This is a genomic window from Planctomyces sp. SH-PL14, from assembly GCF_001610835.1.
In the GTDB taxonomy this organism is placed as follows: Bacteria; Planctomycetota; Planctomycetia; order Planctomycetales; family Planctomycetaceae; genus Planctomyces_A.
This window is the reverse complement of sequence record NZ_CP011270.1, coordinates 423,594-439,858: the sequence shown is the minus strand read 5'-3', so window position 1 is coordinate 439,858 and position 16,265 is coordinate 423,594. Positions and strand designations below refer to the sequence as shown.

Annotated in this window: 21 protein-coding genes; 2 read left to right on the top strand and 19 right to left on the bottom strand. The window is 64.7% G+C overall.

Features of this window, described 5'->3' with window-relative positions; genetic code table 11:
* Positions 1–460 precede the first annotated feature (460 nt).
* Both VT03_RS01880 and VT03_RS34045 read left to right on the top strand, forming a co-directional pair.
* Positions 461–715 (top strand): hypothetical protein, encoded by a 255-nt coding sequence (locus tag VT03_RS01880; protein ID WP_075091415.1) that lies wholly within the window; start codon positions 461–463, stop codon positions 713–715.
* A gap of 12 nt (positions 716–727) precedes the next feature.
* The gene (locus tag VT03_RS34045) at positions 728–1,318 is read left to right on the top strand and encodes a hypothetical protein (protein WP_075091414.1); all 591 of its coding nucleotides are present in this window, start codon (positions 728–730) and stop codon (positions 1,316–1,318) included.
* Positions 1,319–1,322: 4 nt separating this feature from the next.
* On the opposite strand, the gene VT03_RS01870 is transcribed toward VT03_RS34045, so the two are convergent.
* The 19 genes from VT03_RS01870 to VT03_RS01785 all read right to left on the bottom strand — a co-directional run bounded on the left by VT03_RS01870 (position 1,323) and on the right by VT03_RS01785 (position 15,919).
* Positions 1,323–1,766 carry a hypothetical protein gene (locus tag VT03_RS01870; RefSeq protein WP_075091413.1) on the bottom strand — a complete coding sequence of 148 codons (444 nt, stop codon included), beginning with the start codon at positions 1,764–1,766 and terminating at the stop codon, positions 1,323–1,325.
* A complete protein-coding gene (locus VT03_RS01865; protein WP_075091412.1) occupies positions 1,766–2,725 on the bottom strand; it encodes a hypothetical protein in 960 nt (319 codons plus the stop codon). Before VT03_RS01865 ends, VT03_RS01870 begins: the two co-directional genes overlap by 1 nt.
* Positions 2,726–2,728: 3 nt before the next feature.
* The gene (locus VT03_RS01860) at positions 2,729–3,520 is read right to left on the bottom strand and encodes a hypothetical protein (RefSeq protein WP_075091411.1); all 792 of its coding nucleotides are present in this window, start codon (positions 3,518–3,520) and stop codon (positions 2,729–2,731) included.
* Positions 3,521–3,530: 10 nt separating this feature from the next.
* Positions 3,531–3,908: a hypothetical protein gene (locus VT03_RS01855; protein WP_075091410.1), complete on the bottom strand. Its 378-nt coding sequence runs from the start codon at positions 3,906–3,908 to the stop codon at positions 3,531–3,533.
* Positions 3,905–4,282, bottom strand: a complete 378-nt coding sequence (locus tag VT03_RS01850; protein WP_075091409.1) for a hypothetical protein — start codon at positions 4,280–4,282, stop codon at positions 3,905–3,907. Before VT03_RS01850 ends, VT03_RS01855 begins: the two co-directional genes overlap by 4 nt.
* A complete protein-coding gene (locus VT03_RS01845; protein ID WP_082845863.1) occupies positions 4,279–6,033 on the bottom strand; it encodes a glycosyltransferase family 2 protein in 1,755 nt (584 codons plus the stop codon). Before VT03_RS01845 ends, VT03_RS01850 begins: the two co-directional genes overlap by 4 nt.
* Positions 6,018–8,090, bottom strand: coding sequence for a hypothetical protein (locus VT03_RS01840; RefSeq protein WP_075091407.1), 2,073 nt, complete (start codon positions 8,088–8,090; stop codon positions 6,018–6,020). Before VT03_RS01840 ends, VT03_RS01845 begins: the two co-directional genes overlap by 16 nt.
* Positions 8,087–9,145 (bottom strand): hypothetical protein, encoded by a 1,059-nt coding sequence (locus VT03_RS01835; RefSeq protein ID WP_075091406.1) that lies wholly within the window; start codon positions 9,143–9,145, stop codon positions 8,087–8,089. The genes VT03_RS01840 and VT03_RS01835 overlap by 4 nt, the downstream gene beginning before the upstream one ends.
* Positions 9,145–10,884: a hypothetical protein gene (locus tag VT03_RS01830; RefSeq protein WP_156514229.1), complete on the bottom strand. Its 1,740-nt coding sequence runs from the start codon at positions 10,882–10,884 to the stop codon at positions 9,145–9,147. The genes VT03_RS01835 and VT03_RS01830 overlap by 1 nt, the downstream gene beginning before the upstream one ends.
* A gap of 46 nt (positions 10,885–10,930) precedes the next feature.
* The gene (locus VT03_RS01825) at positions 10,931–11,266 is read right to left on the bottom strand and encodes a hypothetical protein (protein ID WP_156514228.1); all 336 of its coding nucleotides are present in this window, start codon (positions 11,264–11,266) and stop codon (positions 10,931–10,933) included.
* Between the two features lie 5 nt (positions 11,267–11,271).
* Positions 11,272–11,688 carry a hypothetical protein gene (locus tag VT03_RS01820; protein WP_075091403.1) on the bottom strand — a complete coding sequence of 139 codons (417 nt, stop codon included), beginning with the start codon at positions 11,686–11,688 and terminating at the stop codon, positions 11,272–11,274.
* Between the two features lie 51 nt (positions 11,689–11,739).
* Positions 11,740–12,183 carry a hypothetical protein gene (locus tag VT03_RS01815; protein WP_075091402.1) on the bottom strand — a complete coding sequence of 148 codons (444 nt, stop codon included), beginning with the start codon at positions 12,181–12,183 and terminating at the stop codon, positions 11,740–11,742.
* 47 nt (positions 12,184–12,230) lie between these two features.
* Positions 12,231–12,725 (bottom strand): hypothetical protein, encoded by a 495-nt coding sequence (locus tag VT03_RS01810; protein WP_075091401.1) that lies wholly within the window; start codon positions 12,723–12,725, stop codon positions 12,231–12,233.
* Positions 12,726–12,728: 3 nt separating this feature from the next.
* Entirely contained in the window at positions 12,729–13,286 is a 558-nt protein-coding gene (locus tag VT03_RS01805; protein WP_075091400.1) for a hypothetical protein, read from the bottom strand.
* Complete coding sequence (locus VT03_RS01800; protein ID WP_075091399.1) at positions 13,283–13,702, bottom strand: DUF3168 domain-containing protein; 420 nt, start codon at positions 13,700–13,702, stop codon at positions 13,283–13,285. The genes VT03_RS01805 and VT03_RS01800 overlap by 4 nt, the downstream gene beginning before the upstream one ends.
* Complete coding sequence (locus tag VT03_RS33105; RefSeq protein WP_156514227.1) at positions 13,699–13,866, bottom strand: hypothetical protein; 168 nt, start codon at positions 13,864–13,866, stop codon at positions 13,699–13,701. The genes VT03_RS01800 and VT03_RS33105 overlap by 4 nt, the downstream gene beginning before the upstream one ends.
* On the bottom strand, positions 13,863–14,510 hold the full coding sequence (locus VT03_RS01795) for a hypothetical protein (RefSeq protein ID WP_075091398.1): 648 nt from the start codon (positions 14,508–14,510) through the stop codon (positions 13,863–13,865). The genes VT03_RS33105 and VT03_RS01795 overlap by 4 nt, the downstream gene beginning before the upstream one ends.
* Positions 14,511–14,543: 33 nt before the next feature.
* Positions 14,544–15,485 carry a major capsid protein gene (locus VT03_RS01790; protein WP_075091397.1) on the bottom strand — a complete coding sequence of 314 codons (942 nt, stop codon included), beginning with the start codon at positions 15,483–15,485 and terminating at the stop codon, positions 14,544–14,546.
* A gap of 80 nt (positions 15,486–15,565) precedes the next feature.
* Positions 15,566–15,919 (bottom strand): hypothetical protein, encoded by a 354-nt coding sequence (locus VT03_RS01785; protein WP_156514226.1) that lies wholly within the window; start codon positions 15,917–15,919, stop codon positions 15,566–15,568.
* Positions 15,920–16,265: the final 346 nt, after the last annotated feature.

Genomic DNA, 16,265 nt, shown 5'->3' with positions numbered 1-16,265 from the left:
AACTCTCAAGCCTCTGGCGATTCACAGTCGCCAGGGGTTTTTCTATGCGCGGAGAGATAGCGCGGACCGCTTAGCCCGCGGTCGGGCGAGTGCTTGTCGGGGCAGATCCATCAGTGCCAAGAGGGCCGCATCATGCGGTACGGGTCAGCCGGTCATCCTGAGCGCGGCGAGCATCTCGAATGCTCTGGTCGGGCGTTGCACCCGAGATCCCCGTCCGGTTGCGATGCCGGATTACGCGGTGCGGGGAAAAAAGAAACCACGCTTCGCGGCATGGCCTCCGCTTGGCGTGGTTTCGAAAAAACCGGGTCCCGTGGGACGCCGAGTTGTTCTGGTTGTTGCGTCTCACCCGGGCCATCAGGTTCGACGAACGTGATTCTGCGCGTGCGGTCAAATGCTGTCAAGTGCGGTCGGATTCCATTTTGTGCAGTCAAACGGACCCGTTCGACCGTGAGAGGTTGCCATGTCCCAGGGACCGAAGGCAGACTTTGCGACCATGAGCGAGCAACGGCCCGGGCAAAAAACGTCGATCCGCTTTTCGGATGCGGACTACGACCTGTTCAAGGACGCCGCCGAGACTGAGGGGGCGGACAACATCATTCAATGGTTGATAACCATCGGTCGGAAGCGTGCGCGCCTACTCGCGGTTGAAGGGCCGGTCCGTGTCACCGAGGTTCTGGTGCCGCCCCCCGAACATACCCGCCTTGATTCAAAGTGAGAGGGCCGAACGATGCGAGTGCTGATAGCCTCCTTGTTGCTGGTCGCCGCCGCTGGCTGCTCTCCAGCTCCCGTCGCTGCTCCGCCTCCGCTCCCAGGTCCAAAGCCCGCCGCGGAGCTTCCGGATGTCGCTCCGGCCGCTCCTGAGCTGGCTGGCCGCTTCTACTTGAAGGGCGACACCCCAGGCGTCACGACCTTCGCCGACTTCTCGAAGCGATACACCCTCGCCACCCTAGATGGTGATGACATGGGACACGGCGTCTATGCAGTGACGGTCCCGGATGGGTTCACCGTCGCAACGCTGCCGGTGACGTCGATGGAGTGTTCGTTTCGGAAGGGCGTGCTGATGCACCTCACGGTCAAGGTGCGGGCCGACGATGACAGGCTTTTCAAGGACACGCTGAACGACAAGTATGGCCCCGCAGAAGGCGTCGGTTCGGGCTATGCACGTTGGGAGTCCAGCCTAGAAGACATGCGGCTTGAGGGCCTCGGCAGTTCCACCCAGACGCTGACGATCACCGATAAGACGCTCGTTGCTGCCGACAAGACGGCGGGGGAGCAGAACGCGATCAACCGCCGCGGGACCGCCAAGCAGGACCTGTAGAGGGCTACTTCGTGGCGGCGAGGCGGAACAGGTCGTCGACGTTGTCGTCAGTCCAGTTGAACATCAGCGCGAGACCCTCGACGGTCTGGTGGTCACGGCGGACCTCGGCGGCGGCGAACTCGTCAGCCAAGTCGGCGTCCTCGGCAGCCTCGATGTAGGCCTCTAGGGCGGACAGCGTGTCACCGTACTGCGGGGCGCCGGGAACGATCAGCGTCTCCCGCATCGCCTTCCGGAGCTGGAACATGTAGACCGACTCCGGACAGAACGGTGCCTCCCAGTCCCACGTCGCCAGGATGCTGTTCCCCAGGTCCTGCAGCTCCTGCGAGACCCCTTCAGCGAAGTCGATCCGGTCCCGGGCGATGGTTTCGAAGGCGATGCCGGCTCGCACCAGCCGGCGGGAGAGATCCTCCGAACTGCCGCGAAACTGCTGCATCTGTTGAATGGTCATCACAGCATCACCAGCCCGCCGAAGGTGTAGTAGTAGAACGTCGAGTTGCCGGACCCCGTCGCGGATTCCGTGACGTAGTAAATGTTGTAGCCGGTCGCCGGAACGGGAGTCAGCGGAGTCGCAAGCCCGGAGATATAAGGGCCGTTCAGGTCCAGCCACATAGCATGGGCCGTCGTGGCGGTACCGAACCCGAGCCGCGCCCCCTGGGTGCCGGCGTTGCTGCTGACGAACGCTCCGTTCATCCACAGCAGAGGGGCATGCCTCGCGATGCACGTCACCCACTCCAGGGTAGCCGCGCTGGCGTTGTTCCAGCCACGGACCGTTGTGCTGCTCATCGTGTGGCTGTTCGCGAAGTCTGCCCGGCTGAGCCATCGAAGGGCGGGGCGATGCAGGTTCGAGACAAACCGCTGGGTCAGGGTGTCCGTGGTCGTCGTAGAGCTGGTCGCCCGGATCGTCCCGAGCAGAGTCCCCTGATTCGCCGCGACCGTCACCCCGCCGATCTTCGTCGTGAAGGAAGACGTGTTGACATAGATCCCATTGAGCAGGGAAACGGCCGTCGCCCGGGTCGTGTCATTCGTCCAGTCTTGGCCGAGATCAATGACCGGCGAGCCACCCGAGGCGTAGGTGAAGACGTCGTAGTTCTTCCCCGACGTCAGTCCGGAAAGCGTGAGGCTCGGCTGCGAAAACGAATACGGCACCCACAGCGAGCCGTTGTGGATTGAGACCACATTGCCGCCATCCGCCGTCAGGTAGAGCGTCGACTTCGCCGACTGGTCGGTCAGCGAAACAGCGACCCCGCTCTCCAGGGTCAGCCGGCCGCACATGAACGGGGAGGCGTTGGCGAGGGCCGCGTTTCCGAGCCCCAGGTTGTCCCGTGCCCCGGCCGCCGTGGTCGCACCGGTGCCCCCTTCCACGATAGGAAGCCCGGACGGCAGGTCGATCTGCGAGAGGAACTCCATCCCTTACCCCAAAATGACGATCTTGAGGGCGTTCGACCCGGGAGCGGCGGCTAGCGTGACGGTTGCCGCCGTCGTGCTGGTCATCTGGATGTCGCAGCCGACGACGTTGTCGTTCGAAGCCCGGCGGACCTGCGCGACGAGCTCCTTCGTGCCGAGGTTGTGCGTGATCGTGTAGACCGTGTCCGAGCCGTTGCCGAAGGTCGAGGTGTACTTGAACTTTCGCCCCGCCCAGCCCGCGAGGGTTTCGGGCGTGACGACTCGCGTCTGATCGGTCCCCGCGTCGACCTCCCCCTGGGTGGCGAGCTCGACCTTTCCCTTGACCGTCGTTGAGGCGTCCGGGACCGCCGCATCGAAGGAGTCCCAGACGATGTCATCGGTGTCGAGCGTGCCGTTGACCTCGGTCTGCCGCCAGCGGGTCTGAGCGTTCGTGGTCCCCTCGTCGACCGTCACGACTGCATTTTCGAGCTTGTCGAAGGTGTCGGCGTCTGGGCAGCGGGTCATCGCAGAGGACGAGCCCGTGTAGAAGTAGATCCCGTTCTCCGTCTCGTCGGTCTGGCTCTTCACCAGGATCCGGTCGTCGGTCGCCGGCGTGACGCCGTCGATTGTTCCCCCCGGAGAACTCAGGTTGACGTTCCCCGTGGTCGCGAGCCGGACGTTGTCCTTCCAGTTCAGTCCCTCGATGAGCGAGTCGGCGTAGGCCTTCGTCGCCGCGTCCTGGGGGCTTGTCGGATCAGGCAGGTTGACCGGCTTGGCGACACCGCCGAAGTCGACGTTTACGAGCTGTTCGAATGCCATGATGGCTCCTTCAGGAAACCCGCGCGTAGCCGGCGACGGGGGAGTTGAACGTGATGCTGAGCGTGTTGAGGGACAGGTGTTGGACCGCCCCCTTCATCTCGGTTCCGCCCAGACGGTAGGTTGCAACGTCCGGCCGAAAGCCGAGGTTGTGATTGACCGTCCAGACCGTCGCGGCGCTCGCTTGTTCGTGGTCGTATCCGCTGAACGCGGCTCCCGGAGTTCCCGGCGGGCCGCGGTGCGTCACCTTTGTGCGGGGGATCTGGACGTGCGTCGTCACAGCCCGCGGCGGCGCCTTCGTGGCCACTCGTCGCGAAGACTCCCGGACCGCCACGCGGGTGACCGAGCGGTGGATCACGACAACCGGATGTTCCGATGAAGCGTGGGTCATGGCGTCGGAACCGAGGGGGAGGCCGCTTGCTTCAACCGGATCTGATCCGGGGGCAGGAACGGCTTGGGATTGGCGAGGTCGGTGATATCGTCGACCGTGTACTCGGCGACCTTCCAGGTAGCGGTCGCGAAGGTGCTGGCGGGAAAGATCAGGACGATGGTCGAGGTCTCGACGGTGACTTCGACCTGCTCCGACCCGACCGCTCTGGCGTAGACCTCGGTCGGGTTCTCCGGATTGTAGATCACCGCCGAGAACGTCTTGCCGCTGATGTCCTCCGGGGTCGTCTGGGCCACGTCCTCGAATACCTGCAGGTGCAGCCGTCCCTCGCGGTGCTGCACGAGCTGCTCGCTTGCGTATTCGTCGTATTCACTCATACCCACTCCTCCCGGCCGCTGTAGTGCTTGCAAACGATCGACCAGTCGACGACCGAACCGAGTTCGTCACCCCAGGCGGCGTAGAAACTCGGGTCGTACCATGCAGACCCGCGATGGTTCGCGAACGGGTGCTGCGAGAGGTACGGAGACCGGATCAGCATGCAGCCGAAGCCGCTGCCGTTGATCTCGTCGACGCCCTTCCCCTCCTCGCCGTCCCGGACGTTCTCCCCGGGCTCGAGCTGAATGTGCCAGTGCCGATCATCGTGGTGGCGGGTCCGGTAGGCGGCCGTCACGAGGTCGATGGCCGGGCCGACCTGCCGCATCAGCCGTTCAATCACGTCGTCGGGCGGGAGGATGTCGTCCTCCAGGCAGAGGCTCCACGGCGTCGTCAGGCCGCGGGTGAGCTTCGCCCAGGCACGAGCGACGGCAAGGTTGACCTCTTGGCCGTTCTGCCGGCGGGGGGCATCTGCGACGCCCTGGGGGCCGACAGCCTGCCGCATGTGGCGGACGTCGGCGTAGTCGCTCCGACCGATCCATTCCGCGACCGCTCGGGAGAAGCCGGGGTCCTGGGAGGAGTCGAGCAGCCGGAGTTCGATCTGATCGTGCGGCCACGTCTGGCGGTCGAGCCAGGCGGAGAGCTGCTCCCACGCCCAGAGGCGGCCGGCAAGGGGGATCAGGATCGTGATCGTCTCCGTCGAGGCGGAGGAGAGCTCGTACCAGCTCTTGCACCGGACCTTCGTCAGCATCGAGCCGTCCGGGTGGCGGCGGTAGCGGTAGAGGGCGGGGGACTTCCGGGCCTGCCATCCGTAGCGGAGGATCTGCCGCCACAGCCACCAGTCTTCGTGGGCAGACGGTTTGAGGTGCTCGTCGAAGACCTGAGCGAGTTCGAGTGCCTGCCGGCGGACGACCGATCCCGCATGCAGGTGGTTCTGTCGGTCGATCCAGAACGGGTCCACCCACTCGGGGAAGTCCGTCCGTCCCGACTCCTCGCCGAACCGCTCCATGTCGCTGTAGACGATCCCGACTTTCGGCTCCTCGTCGAGGATCTTGCAGGCCGCGGCGAGGTAGTCCGGGGTGAGCACGTCGTCGGCGTCGAGGAAACAGACGTTCGCCGCGCGGGTCAGAGCGAATCCGGCCCCCCGGGTGGCGTGGACGTTTCGATGTTCGACCCGGACGTATTTGACGCGGGGGTAGCGGGCCGCCACCTCGGCCGTCTCGTCCTCGCTGGCGTCGTCCACCACGATGATCTCGGCAGGGTTGGCCGCGATCGCCGATTCGATGCACTCCGCCAGGAACCGCCCGTAGTTGTGGCAGGGGATGACGATGGCGACGTCGTTCCAGGCGGGGAGCGTCTTCTCCTTGACCTCGGCCGGCAGGAACCCGGTAACGAAACCGCTGATCGACAGGGCGAGCTGCATTGCCAGCGTCTCGGGTTTCCCCTCTGCCTGCAGGATCGCCGCGTCGATGTGGATGCGGGTGACGGCGTCGAACGACGGCAGCCAGACGATCCCCTTCGATGTCGCGTTTTCCTTCACCCGGTCGAGGATCCAGTCGATGTTCGCCCGGCAGCCGACCGGACCCCACTCGTCCATTTTCGCCGCGACAGAGTTGCACCGGCCGCACGTCTCCGAGAAGCCGACCTGCTTGTATCGCTTCTTGAGGAAGAACCCCGGACCGTTCGCCGGGCGCGCGGGCACGTCCCGACGGCGGCGGCTGTGAACGACTTCCCCGGGCATCAAGCCTGATTGCATGGTTGCTCCAGATACGGCAGGCCAGTGATATCGCCCGGGTCCTCGCACTCTTCGCAGCCGTCCGGGCAGGGAGTCACGAGGTACATGTACCGCAGGCGGACCGACGCGAAGCCGTCAGCACATGCCCCGACAACGACCTCGTATTCGGCCGAAGCGTTTGCCGGGAGTTCCAAGACCAGATCCGCGACGGCACTCTCCACTCCCTCTTCCTGCGGAACGCCATCGACGCAAGGAACCAGCCGGTTGGCGGTGAAGAATGGCTCCCAGCGGCAACTCGCGGTCGGAGGGCACCCCGTGACCTCCGTCTCCTCGCCGCTGCAGGTCGCCCCGGGGGCCCCGCTGTTCGTGACCTTGGGGAGCGTGGTTGCCTTGATCTGGACGATGCCCGCCCGCTCAGCCGCGTCAATTCCCGGGTCGTATGCGGGGTTCACGCTGCCCTGATACGACCACGCAGTTTCTCCGGGCACAGTTGACACGAGGGCCAAGAAAAAGCCTGTGTTCCCCGCTATGGTCGAGTTGATCGCCTTCACGGCGAAGAGGTCGTTGTTGAGGTCCCCCTCCACGAGCGAGTAGCCGTTTTGGGCCTCCATGTCCTCCTCTGTGTCATACCAGTGTTTCGTCTCGTTCGTCAGGAACCTTCCGTTGTCGAACCAGTCCGCCCGGAGCTGCAACGTCGGCTCTTGGCACCAGTTCTCGGACGTCTGTGCTTCATACGTGGGAACACCGCCGACGCCCTCCCGCAGGGTGTAGTAGCGGTAGAGCTTCTGCTCCTTTCCGTCTGCGCAGTACGCGGACGGCTCGTACTCGCACAGGTCCTTGTCGATGAACGTCGCCGCAGCGAAGACTGAGCCCGGACCGGCTTCGACGAACAGCCAGACCAGCGTCGTCGAGTCCTCGAACTTGTAACAGTTGCAGTTTCCGCCTCGGGGCAGACGGATCGGGTTCGCGAATCCCCCGACAACCATCAAGCCCTTGATGTCCGGGCACTCGCCGGCAGCCGACAGCCATCGGTGCGGATCATCGGCAGGCTCCACCCAGTCGTCGCAGGCGCCGACCCGCTGAAGCGTGATCTTCTTGCCGGCCACGCCGATCGGGACTTCTCCGTCCTCGCCGTAGTAGAACGCCCCGTCCGGGACGGTCATCTCGTAGGCTTCGGGCGGGTCCTGGGGGCAAGCCCAGCAGGGGAAAAGGGGGAGCCGCAACGTCGGCGTCACGCAGATTTCGCAGACCGCGGGCGTCTCGATGTTCTTCTGGTCTTTGAACGTCCCCTTCCAGACGCCGTTGCACCGCAGCCCGCAGGCAGGCGTCAGGCAATACTCGACGTAGAGCTCGGGGGCGTTGGGATACTCGACCGCGCGCCGCCGCAACTTGATCGTGAGCGCCCGGCGGTCGACCTCCCACCGGTAGTCGTCATGGACTGGCTCCGGCGCCTCTTCCCCCTCCCACTCCTCCTCCGGCGGGATGTAGTCCGGCCCGGCGAACCAGTTCGAGACCCAGAGGCACTCCCCGGAGTATTTCAGAGTGACGAGCGACGAGGCGGCCGACCACAGGATCTTCTCCAAGGCGTCCGGCCAGCGGACCCACCACGCCGGCGGGTACATGTACCGCATTTTGTTGATGCAGCCGCACTCCGGCTTGCAGTCATGGTTCGGCGTGCCGTCGAGGGAGTCGCCGCAGCCGCAGCCTTGGGAGGCGTAGGGCAGGCCGAAGTAGTTGATGTCGTAGGAAAAGATGTCCCACTGGCCCGCCTTGGGTGGGTCGACCCCCTTCTGGGCGGATATCTGCGTCCCCGGGGTCCAATAGATCATGAATGGCTCGCCGGTTTCGACGTCGCCATTTCGGGCGTAGGCTTCGACCTGATCGCCGCCGTTGATCTGGACCGTGCCGTAGTAGCCCTTCGTGATCGGCTGGATCGCGTGGGCGAGCTGCGGATCGGGGTAGTCGTCCTTGACCGGCGTGGGATATGAAGGGGGCGTGTATCCCGCGCTCTGACCGCGAACCATCTCCCGCGTCCGGTACGCCAACTCGCGACTGAATGTGAAAGTCGGCTCCCTCATTGCAGCATCTCCCGGAGGGGCTCGAAGTCGCCGAGGAGATACTTCCCGAAGCGGGTGTAGCTGGCATCTCCGTTCGCAGAGAGAGTGCCGTCCGGCTTGAGCAGTTGTGGCACTGCAACCGGATGCGCGTTGCCATCCTTGATTCGCGTCTTGTTGGTGGGGCCGAACCGGGTCGCCTCTGGCTCGGCGGGATTGAGCAGGTAGTTGAGCCCGCGGTTGAGTTGCTCATCGTCCCAGCCGCCAAACCTTCGCCAAATCTCGGAGGATTCGACCGGCGTTCCGATTCGCAAGGGGTGCGGCTTCACCCAGACGTCGCCGCTGAATAGGTCCGTCTCCAGGATCCGGTCGTCCTCGGCGATGATTTCGCCATTGCTCAGGATCCGGAGGTACTGCATCACGTCGAGCGTGAAGCCGAGCGTCACATAATCGAAGCCGTTCTCGAGCCGGTCTTCGCTCAGTGGTTCCGGGCAGAACAGCAGCGTGCGGGCCGGGTAGAGGTACTTGATCTTGTGGCCGACGTAGAGCTCTTTCTTGTTCACCGTGTCCGTCAGGTTCCAGTACCAGGAAGGCGTCTCGCGAAAGTTCGCCTCGACCTTGATCTGCAGCCGGGTGCGATTTCGCGTGATCGGCGGGTCGAATGGATCGCGGACCGGATTGACGTAGGCCTTGCCGTCGCGATCGGTGACGCACGGCGCCTGCTCCCGGATCGGCTCGCCCTTCACCTTCCATGGCCGCTGGGTGGGGTCGGCAATCAGGATCTTGTCCTGCTCGCTCTTCGACACCGGCGCGTTCGAATAGCTGCATTCGACGTCCCACAGCCCCAGGTTCCGATCACCGTTCGGGCGCGGGTCGATGTTGCGGCACCAGGCGTCGTTCCGCTTCGGATGGGCGGAACCAATCCCGATCCCCCAGGACGACACCGCGGCGGCGATCTCCACGGGACCGTCGTTGACCGGGTCGTTGCTGTAGACCTGCAGCGTGCGGGTCAGGTCCGCCGTGGAGAGACCGAACTTGCCGGGGTTTCGGAATACCTCCTGAATCCAGACGATGGCCATTAGTTGATGACCTCCAGCTTGAGATTCTGCTCAAGGGCCTGGGCCGCCTTCGCCGTGTTCCGGAGTTCGGTCAGCATCTTCCGGAGCTCTTCGACGATCGTGTCGACCATCCTCTGGCGTTCCTGCTGCTCGGCCGCCCGATTGCGCGAACTCACTTCTTCGACAGATCCGTAACTGACACCGCCGACGAGGGCGGAGCCGGAGGGCGTCGTCCCTCCAGCGATCAGCCGCAGCGTCCGGGTCAGTTCGTCGGCAGCGAGCGCAGCGGACGAGTTCTGGACTTGTGCCAGCGTCTCCATCTGGGATCGCACGCCGGCCTGCGGATCAGTCGCCCGCCGAAACTGGTCGGCGGCATCCTGTCGAGCCTTGAGCCAGGCACCCTCTTCCGCTTCCCGCTTCTTCTGGGCTTGGCGTCCCAGCGCGGCGATCTCGTTCGCCTTCTTGAGGCGGGCCTCTTTCTTCTCCTCGGCCGCCACCTCGGCGGACGTCATCCCGCGTTCCGCGGCTGCCCAGTTCGCCTCACGAGTCTCTCGCTGGATGCGAGCTCCCATCTGCCGCAGCTCTTCCTTCTCCCGCTCCGAGAACTTGCCCGGCATGTCGCTCGAATCGGCGAACTTGACGGCGTTTTCCCCTTCCGTCACTTCGTCCTGAATCTTCTTCTGACGCTCCTCCAGGGCCTTGATCTCCTGCTCCTTCGCGGTGATCTTTGCCTTGTCTGCGGCATGGATGTCGGGAATGCCCTGCTTGCGAAGGTCGGCGGCGTTTCTCTGGGCAGCGGCCTCAAGATGGACTAGTTGCTCCTTCTCGAACGCCACGATCTGTTTTGCTGTGTCGAGGCGGTCCCGCGACATCGACAGTCGCATTCGCTCTGCTTCCAGCCCCTTCTGAAACTCGTCGCCGCCCTGTCCCCAGAGTTTCGAAGCCCGCTCGATCCCCTCGACCTGCGCCTTGAGCTTTTCGGCTTCGCCGGCCCCCTTGCTCATCATGACGGCGATCTGCCCAGCCATGACGCCGACAGCAGCAGCCGACCCGAGCATCGGGTTAATCATCGAAAACATCTGGATGGCGTTGTTTCCGCCAGCCATCAGCGCGCCGCCCCAGCCGTTGACCTGATACCCGGTCATGGCGTCCTGAATGCCGATCACGCCCTGCTGAACGACCAGCCCGCGAGGAACACCCCCTCCGCCGCCCTTTGCTTGGGCAGTGCCGGCCGACTGGGCGATCCGGATAGCGGCCTGAAGTTGCTGCTCCGTGAGAAGTCCGCGGTTCTTCAGGTCCTGCAGGCGAACGATCTCGCGCTGCACTCGTTCTTCCTTCGTCAGCAGGCTTTCCTTGACCTCCTGCGCTTGGACATAGAGGGCCATCTGCCTCGCGACGTTCTGCTCGTCCCGGCGGTACTGGGCCGCCTTCTGAGACTCGACGAGCTTTTCCTGCTCGATCTTGAGCCGTGCGACATCGGCGACCCGCTGCTTCTCCTTCGCCGCCTCGTTGGCCGCTTGGTTGGCCTGATCCTCCTTCGTCTTCGCGAGGGCCTCGGCCTCGTCCCGATACTGCTTCAGCATCTCAGGGGAGGCGCCCTTGCTTGCCATCCGGGCGACCGCCTGGTCAACGGCCGTGACCTTGCCCGTCACGAGGTCCGACTCTTCCCGGATCCGCTCCAGGGCCCGCACGAGACCAGACTGAAAATCCCCCTTCGTCGCCCGCTCCAGCGCCTCGACCGTCGACGCCGACCGCAGCATGGCCGTCTCGAAGTCGGACGTATCCGCTCCGGCCCGCCATACGAGATCATCCGCCGCCGCTACCACTCCGGAATCCTCTCTTGTGCAGTGCCCAGATTTCCTGAGCCTCTTCCAGCGATTGCCCCGTCATCAGGTCGGCCTCGGTCGCCGTCCCATCCGTTCGTGGACGCAGTCGGCTTTTCAGCTCCGGCGGGCAGGTCGTGCCGAACACTTCGTCGGCGTCCTCAATCCCCAGCCGCGCACCCAGCAGGGCAAACCGCTGATCCATCTGCTGATCGGAGCTCAGGACTACGCGATCCCGAGCCCACCACATCTGGAACCGCTCCTCCCCCAACTCCTCGAAGAACTCGTCGTAGTCGGCTCGTCCGAACCGCTCTGCCAAGTCCATCAGGTAGAGGAGGCGGAAGGAGCATCTGATTTTTTTTCGAGGGCCGCCTTATCCTCCGGCTTGGGCGGCTTGATCCGACAGAACTCCTCCAGAGCTTCGAAGGTCGGATCAACGACGTCCGGCCCCAGGGCCTTGACCGCGTCGTAGTCCTCGTCCGTCCACATCTGGGAATCGTCGGCCGGGTTGAGCATGCAGAGGATCAGCAGCCACGGCTTCCGCTGGTCGAACAACTTGCGAACGAACTGGTTGTCCGAAGTCCACATCCTCCCCTCGAACGTGGCGTTCTCCGTCTGTGAGATCGACCGCACGCGGAGCGGTCCGACACCAGGGACGGTGATCGTGTCGACCCGTCGGCGGCCGGCTTTGGTGAACTGGTCGCGGGTGAGGGGGGTGGCAGGGGGCGTTTCGTCGGACATCAGTCAGCAGTCTCCAGAGAGGGGGCGAGAGGGGACGACAGCAGCCGCGGATCACTCCGGGTTGACTTCAGGGATGTCGTCGATGTCGAGCGTCAGGCTGCCCTTGATCGGCTGCCGTTCCTGGAAGGTCCGCGGGAAGTCGATCAGCGTCGCGTGGAACGTGTCCAAGACGGTGACCGACTCGACCTCGGTATCCGGATCGACGGTGACGTGGACGAGGTCCCACTTCCTCGAGGGGGCGGGGCGCGTGACCATGTCGCGGCGGAGTTGGACGTGCGTAGCGTCCGCCTTCAGGGCGAAGAAATCCGCCGTCATTTCCCCCTGATCGACAACGTCGATCGTCAGCTTGTCGATGTGCGTCGATTCCAGGTGCGGAACCTGAACCCGCACCGGCTTCGGATTCGGCGGCTTGATCTGCGTGGCGCCCACCGTGGAGGGCGTGTTTTCGTCGGTGATGTAGACGCGAAGTCGCGTCCCTTGGCTGCTCTCGGCCATCGTCGTCCCTTTCGGTCAACAGTCGTGGAATGGTTCATGGCCTGGGATCAGGCCGCGGCTTTGCCCAGAACGGCGACGGCGACGGGGATCGTCTGCCCGCCGGCGGAGTTTGCGATCTTGAGGATGTCCCCGGTCCCGGCCGTCACCGTCCAGCCGTCGAGGCAGTTGCACACGAGCAGAACGCCCTTCGGGCCGACCGTCAGGAAGTCCGCTGGCGCACCGAAGAGCGGGACGTGGTTCGAGTCGCCGCCGATCTGAATGTTCCGGCCCGTCGCCGTCGCCAGGTTCTTGACGAAGACGGCGTAGACCTTTGCGAAGACGCAGGAGTTTCCGACGGCGTCTGCAAGGCTTGCCGAGAGGTCGAGGGACTGCGACGAGGCCGTGGCGATGCTGTAGCCGTTCGTGTAGAGCAGGTCCGCGTCCGCCGGGAGATCGTTGAACAGACCCTTGTCATAGGCCAGTTTTGCGACCGATCCATCGGTCAGGGACTTGGTGATATCGGCGGACAACTTCGCGGTGAGAACGAGGTTTGCGATTGCCATTGCTCAGAACACTCCCGCCCGTTTGAAGGCTCGGTTGATGGTTTCGACGAACTTCCGGCGGGCCATCGGAAGCGACGCCCGCACGCCCCGCTGCAACAGTCCGCTTCTCAGGACCCGCCCGCGGTACTTGCGAGCGTTCCCCGTCTGCTCCTGCCGCGTGACGACCCAGCGGGTTTTCCACTGGTGACCGCGGCCGATCCGCTCCCTGATCTTGCCTTTGATTCCCTTGCTTCCCGTCCACCGGACCTGCGTCCCGGTCGCCAGGAACACGGCATTCGGCCGATAGGTCCCTCGCTTCTTCCCGACGCCGACGCCGACCTTGCCGTTCATCTTGGACCGCTTGTCCGACCAGACTCGGGAGCCGATCGCCTTTCGGACGTTCTCCTCGCTGTGCCCCTTCGTCTTGGCCTTCTCGACGCTGGCCGCCACGGTCGTCTCCATGACCTTCAGGGCCGCCCGGAGGGCTCGTTTCGCGACCGCCGCCGCCTTGTTCGGGAGCCGCACCCGGAGGTCCTCCAGGACGTGCGTGACGCCCAGTCGGCCCATGCGGATCGTTGTCATGTCGTTACCCGTTCCCAGTGGACCGTCAGGCCGACCGTCTCGGTCCACCAGTCCGCGTTGCAACCGCCGTCTTCGACTGGATCCCAGCCGCCTTCGGCCTCGTCCTCCCACGCCGCCGTGATGCGGCGGTCACCCTTCACGGCGAGGTACTTCGGGATGCGGCTCCGAACCGCTTCGGCAATCCGATGTGCTTCGTCCTCAGACGTGTCGGACACCGCTGCGACGACAACCGACGCTTCGCCACTGGCCGCTCGTCCGAACTCCAGCGATCCCCACGGCCGCTCGACCGCTTTGACCAGGATGAATGGCCGGTCGTCAGTCGTCAGTGCGCGGTGCGGTCGAATCCGAGGACCGACGAGGCCGGAAATGACCGGGTCGCCAGCAAGGATCTCGCAGATCGCCGCCTGAACACTCACGAGCCGCGTCCTTCCCTTTTCAGGCTCTTCGCCAGATGGCGGTTCATGACTGCCCCGGCGGCCCGGAGGGCACGGATGATCGGTTGCAGGCTGAACTGCTGGAGCGTCTTCGCGTTTCGCAGCATTGCCCGTTCAAACTCGACGGTGTCGGCTTTGAGGTTCATGTCGCCAGCTCCCGGCAATCGAGGTAGAGGACTGATCCGTTTGTTCCGGGGTCGCGGACCGTGACGACCTGCAACGTTCGACCGATGCCGTCCCTGGTGACCTTCGCCTGTGCTTTGGCCGTAATCGTCCGCGTCGCCGCGGTACTCGGCACGACAACGAGGTAGTTGACGTAGGCCGTGAGCTGGTTGTTGTCTTGGTAGGTCTCCATCCCAGAGACCGGCTTGACCAGACCCGCCACCGCCTGCCCGGCGTCGTACTTCAGGCGTTGATCCCCGGCCTGATTGGCCTTCCGCGGCGCCTCGAAACTGAGCGTGTCCCGCGCCCAGCCGACCGCCTTCGTGTGAACGACCCGCTGGGTATGGGCATCGTCGAGCCACGCCCAGGGGACCTCCCCTTCGAAGGGCCGCACCTCGTACCGTTCGCCGTTGATCGTCCAGACGTCCCCCGGAAGGGCCGCTCCGAACTCCTCGTTCTTCACCAGGAAGGTCCGGGTGAGGAAGTTGAGCTCGTGCTCCTGCACCTCCTCCGGGACCGCGGTGATGCTCAGGTTCGATGTCCCACGAGTCACCAGGACGACGCTTCCATGCGTCGCCTGGATGGCTCCGAACATTGCCGCGATGGCGGCATCGACTGGACTGGGCATCACGCCTCCTCGGTTCCGTCAGGGGCCCGCGGATCAGGTCGCGGCGAGGAGGGTTTCCGTATTGACGATCTGGTCCGTCACGATGAACGGGATCTTGAACGCCGACTCCGGCAGCGGTGCGGGATCCCCGGTCGGGTTGGTCGCCGTCCGGCTGTCCTGGAGCTGACGCTGCGACCGGCGGCTGCCGGCAAGGAACAGGTTCGATCGCTTTCCGGCCGGGATCTTCTCGAGGGCCTTGGCGATGAGGTCGTCGGTCAGCCCCTTCCCGCTGTCCTCGGTCAGGTTGCAGATCCGGACGACGCTGTAGACCGAACCGAACTGCAGACCGAGCCATCCCGTGATCGGCGTGTAGTAGGCCGGGAACGGCCCGTTCGTGCCGGTCGCCTGGATCGGGTAGGACTCGTCCATGACGATCTGACCGTCGTTTCCGGCGACGATCGCCAGATCCTCCTCAGTCGAGCGGAAGAGCCACACGCTGGAGCCGGTGCTCGCGGTCGTGCCGGTGGCGTCGACGACCATCGAGTCGTCCTTGTTGTTGAACGCCGCATTGTTCCCGAGCCCCGCGAAGCCGGCGGAGTTCCCCGGCGAGGCGGTGCCGTAGAACATCTGCTTTTCCGCGAGGGCGAACGCCGCGCGGAGCTTCCGCATCCCCTCGCGGTCGATGGCGGCCTCCGGACCGAAGCGGTACCCGTCGCAGTACGCCTTATCCAGCTGGAAACTGGCGTCCAGGATCTTGAGCGTGACCGTCACCAGCGTATCGGCCGAAACCGTCTGCGTGATGCCGTCGTTCATGTCCCGGAAGCCGGCGCCGCCGGTCTGGGTCTGCTTGAGGTACTTGTGCTCGGTCCCGTTCGACGCGAGGACGGCGGCCATCCGCTTGAGAACAGGCGCGTCCTCCAGCAGGTCCGTCACGTTGATGTCCGCGAGGTTGCGGTCATTGATTTTGACCAGATCGGTCAGTCCGAGTTGTGCCATTGAGGCGTGCTCCTGGGGCGGCCCGCGGCCTGAGAGGGAAGGGAAAGTTCTCCGACCGAAAGTTCCGGTCCGGGCCGCAATCAGTTGTTGGAGTGACCGGAGATACGGGCCAGGGCTTGCGACCCGTGCCGTTCTGATCCGAGGCCGGCCGAGAAGGTCAGGGGGGCCGATTCCCCGCGGCGGCGGCGAGCTTCGTTTTCAGGTCGCCGTTCTCCTTCGTGGCGGCGCCAGCTGCTCGCGGAGGGCGACCGCCGTCTCGCGCCAGCAGTCGACGAGGGCTTGCCCTCCTTGAACCACGCCACGCCCTTTTCCGCTCCGAAGGCGTCGGTATAGACCGACATCTGAGAGAGGAGCTCGTCCCGGGTCGGCCCCGTCGGAGCGGTGTTGGTCGCCGGGGTCACGTTGTCGGCCGGCGGAGATGCGTTGAGACTCATGGACTCGTCCTTTCGTTTGATCTCCAGGCCATGAGCCGCGAGAGACCGGGTCACAAATCCCTTCAGCCGGTCCGGGTCGATCCCGAACTGCGAGGCGACGGGCTTTCCTTGCTGACGCCCAGAGCGAACGCCAGCACCTTGTCCGCATCAACGGGATGTCTTGCCCCCGGTAGAACAGCCCCTTCGGGTTGGCCGCGGGTCGTCAACGACGTCCGACGCGCGGAGTTCCTTCAGGCGACGTGATAGAGCTGTTTCGTGTTCCGGCTGTCGGCGACTTGAACCGCTTGCCCTTCTTCTTCTCGCCTTGGCGGTCCTGATACTCGAACTCCTCGAGATTCGAGCCGTA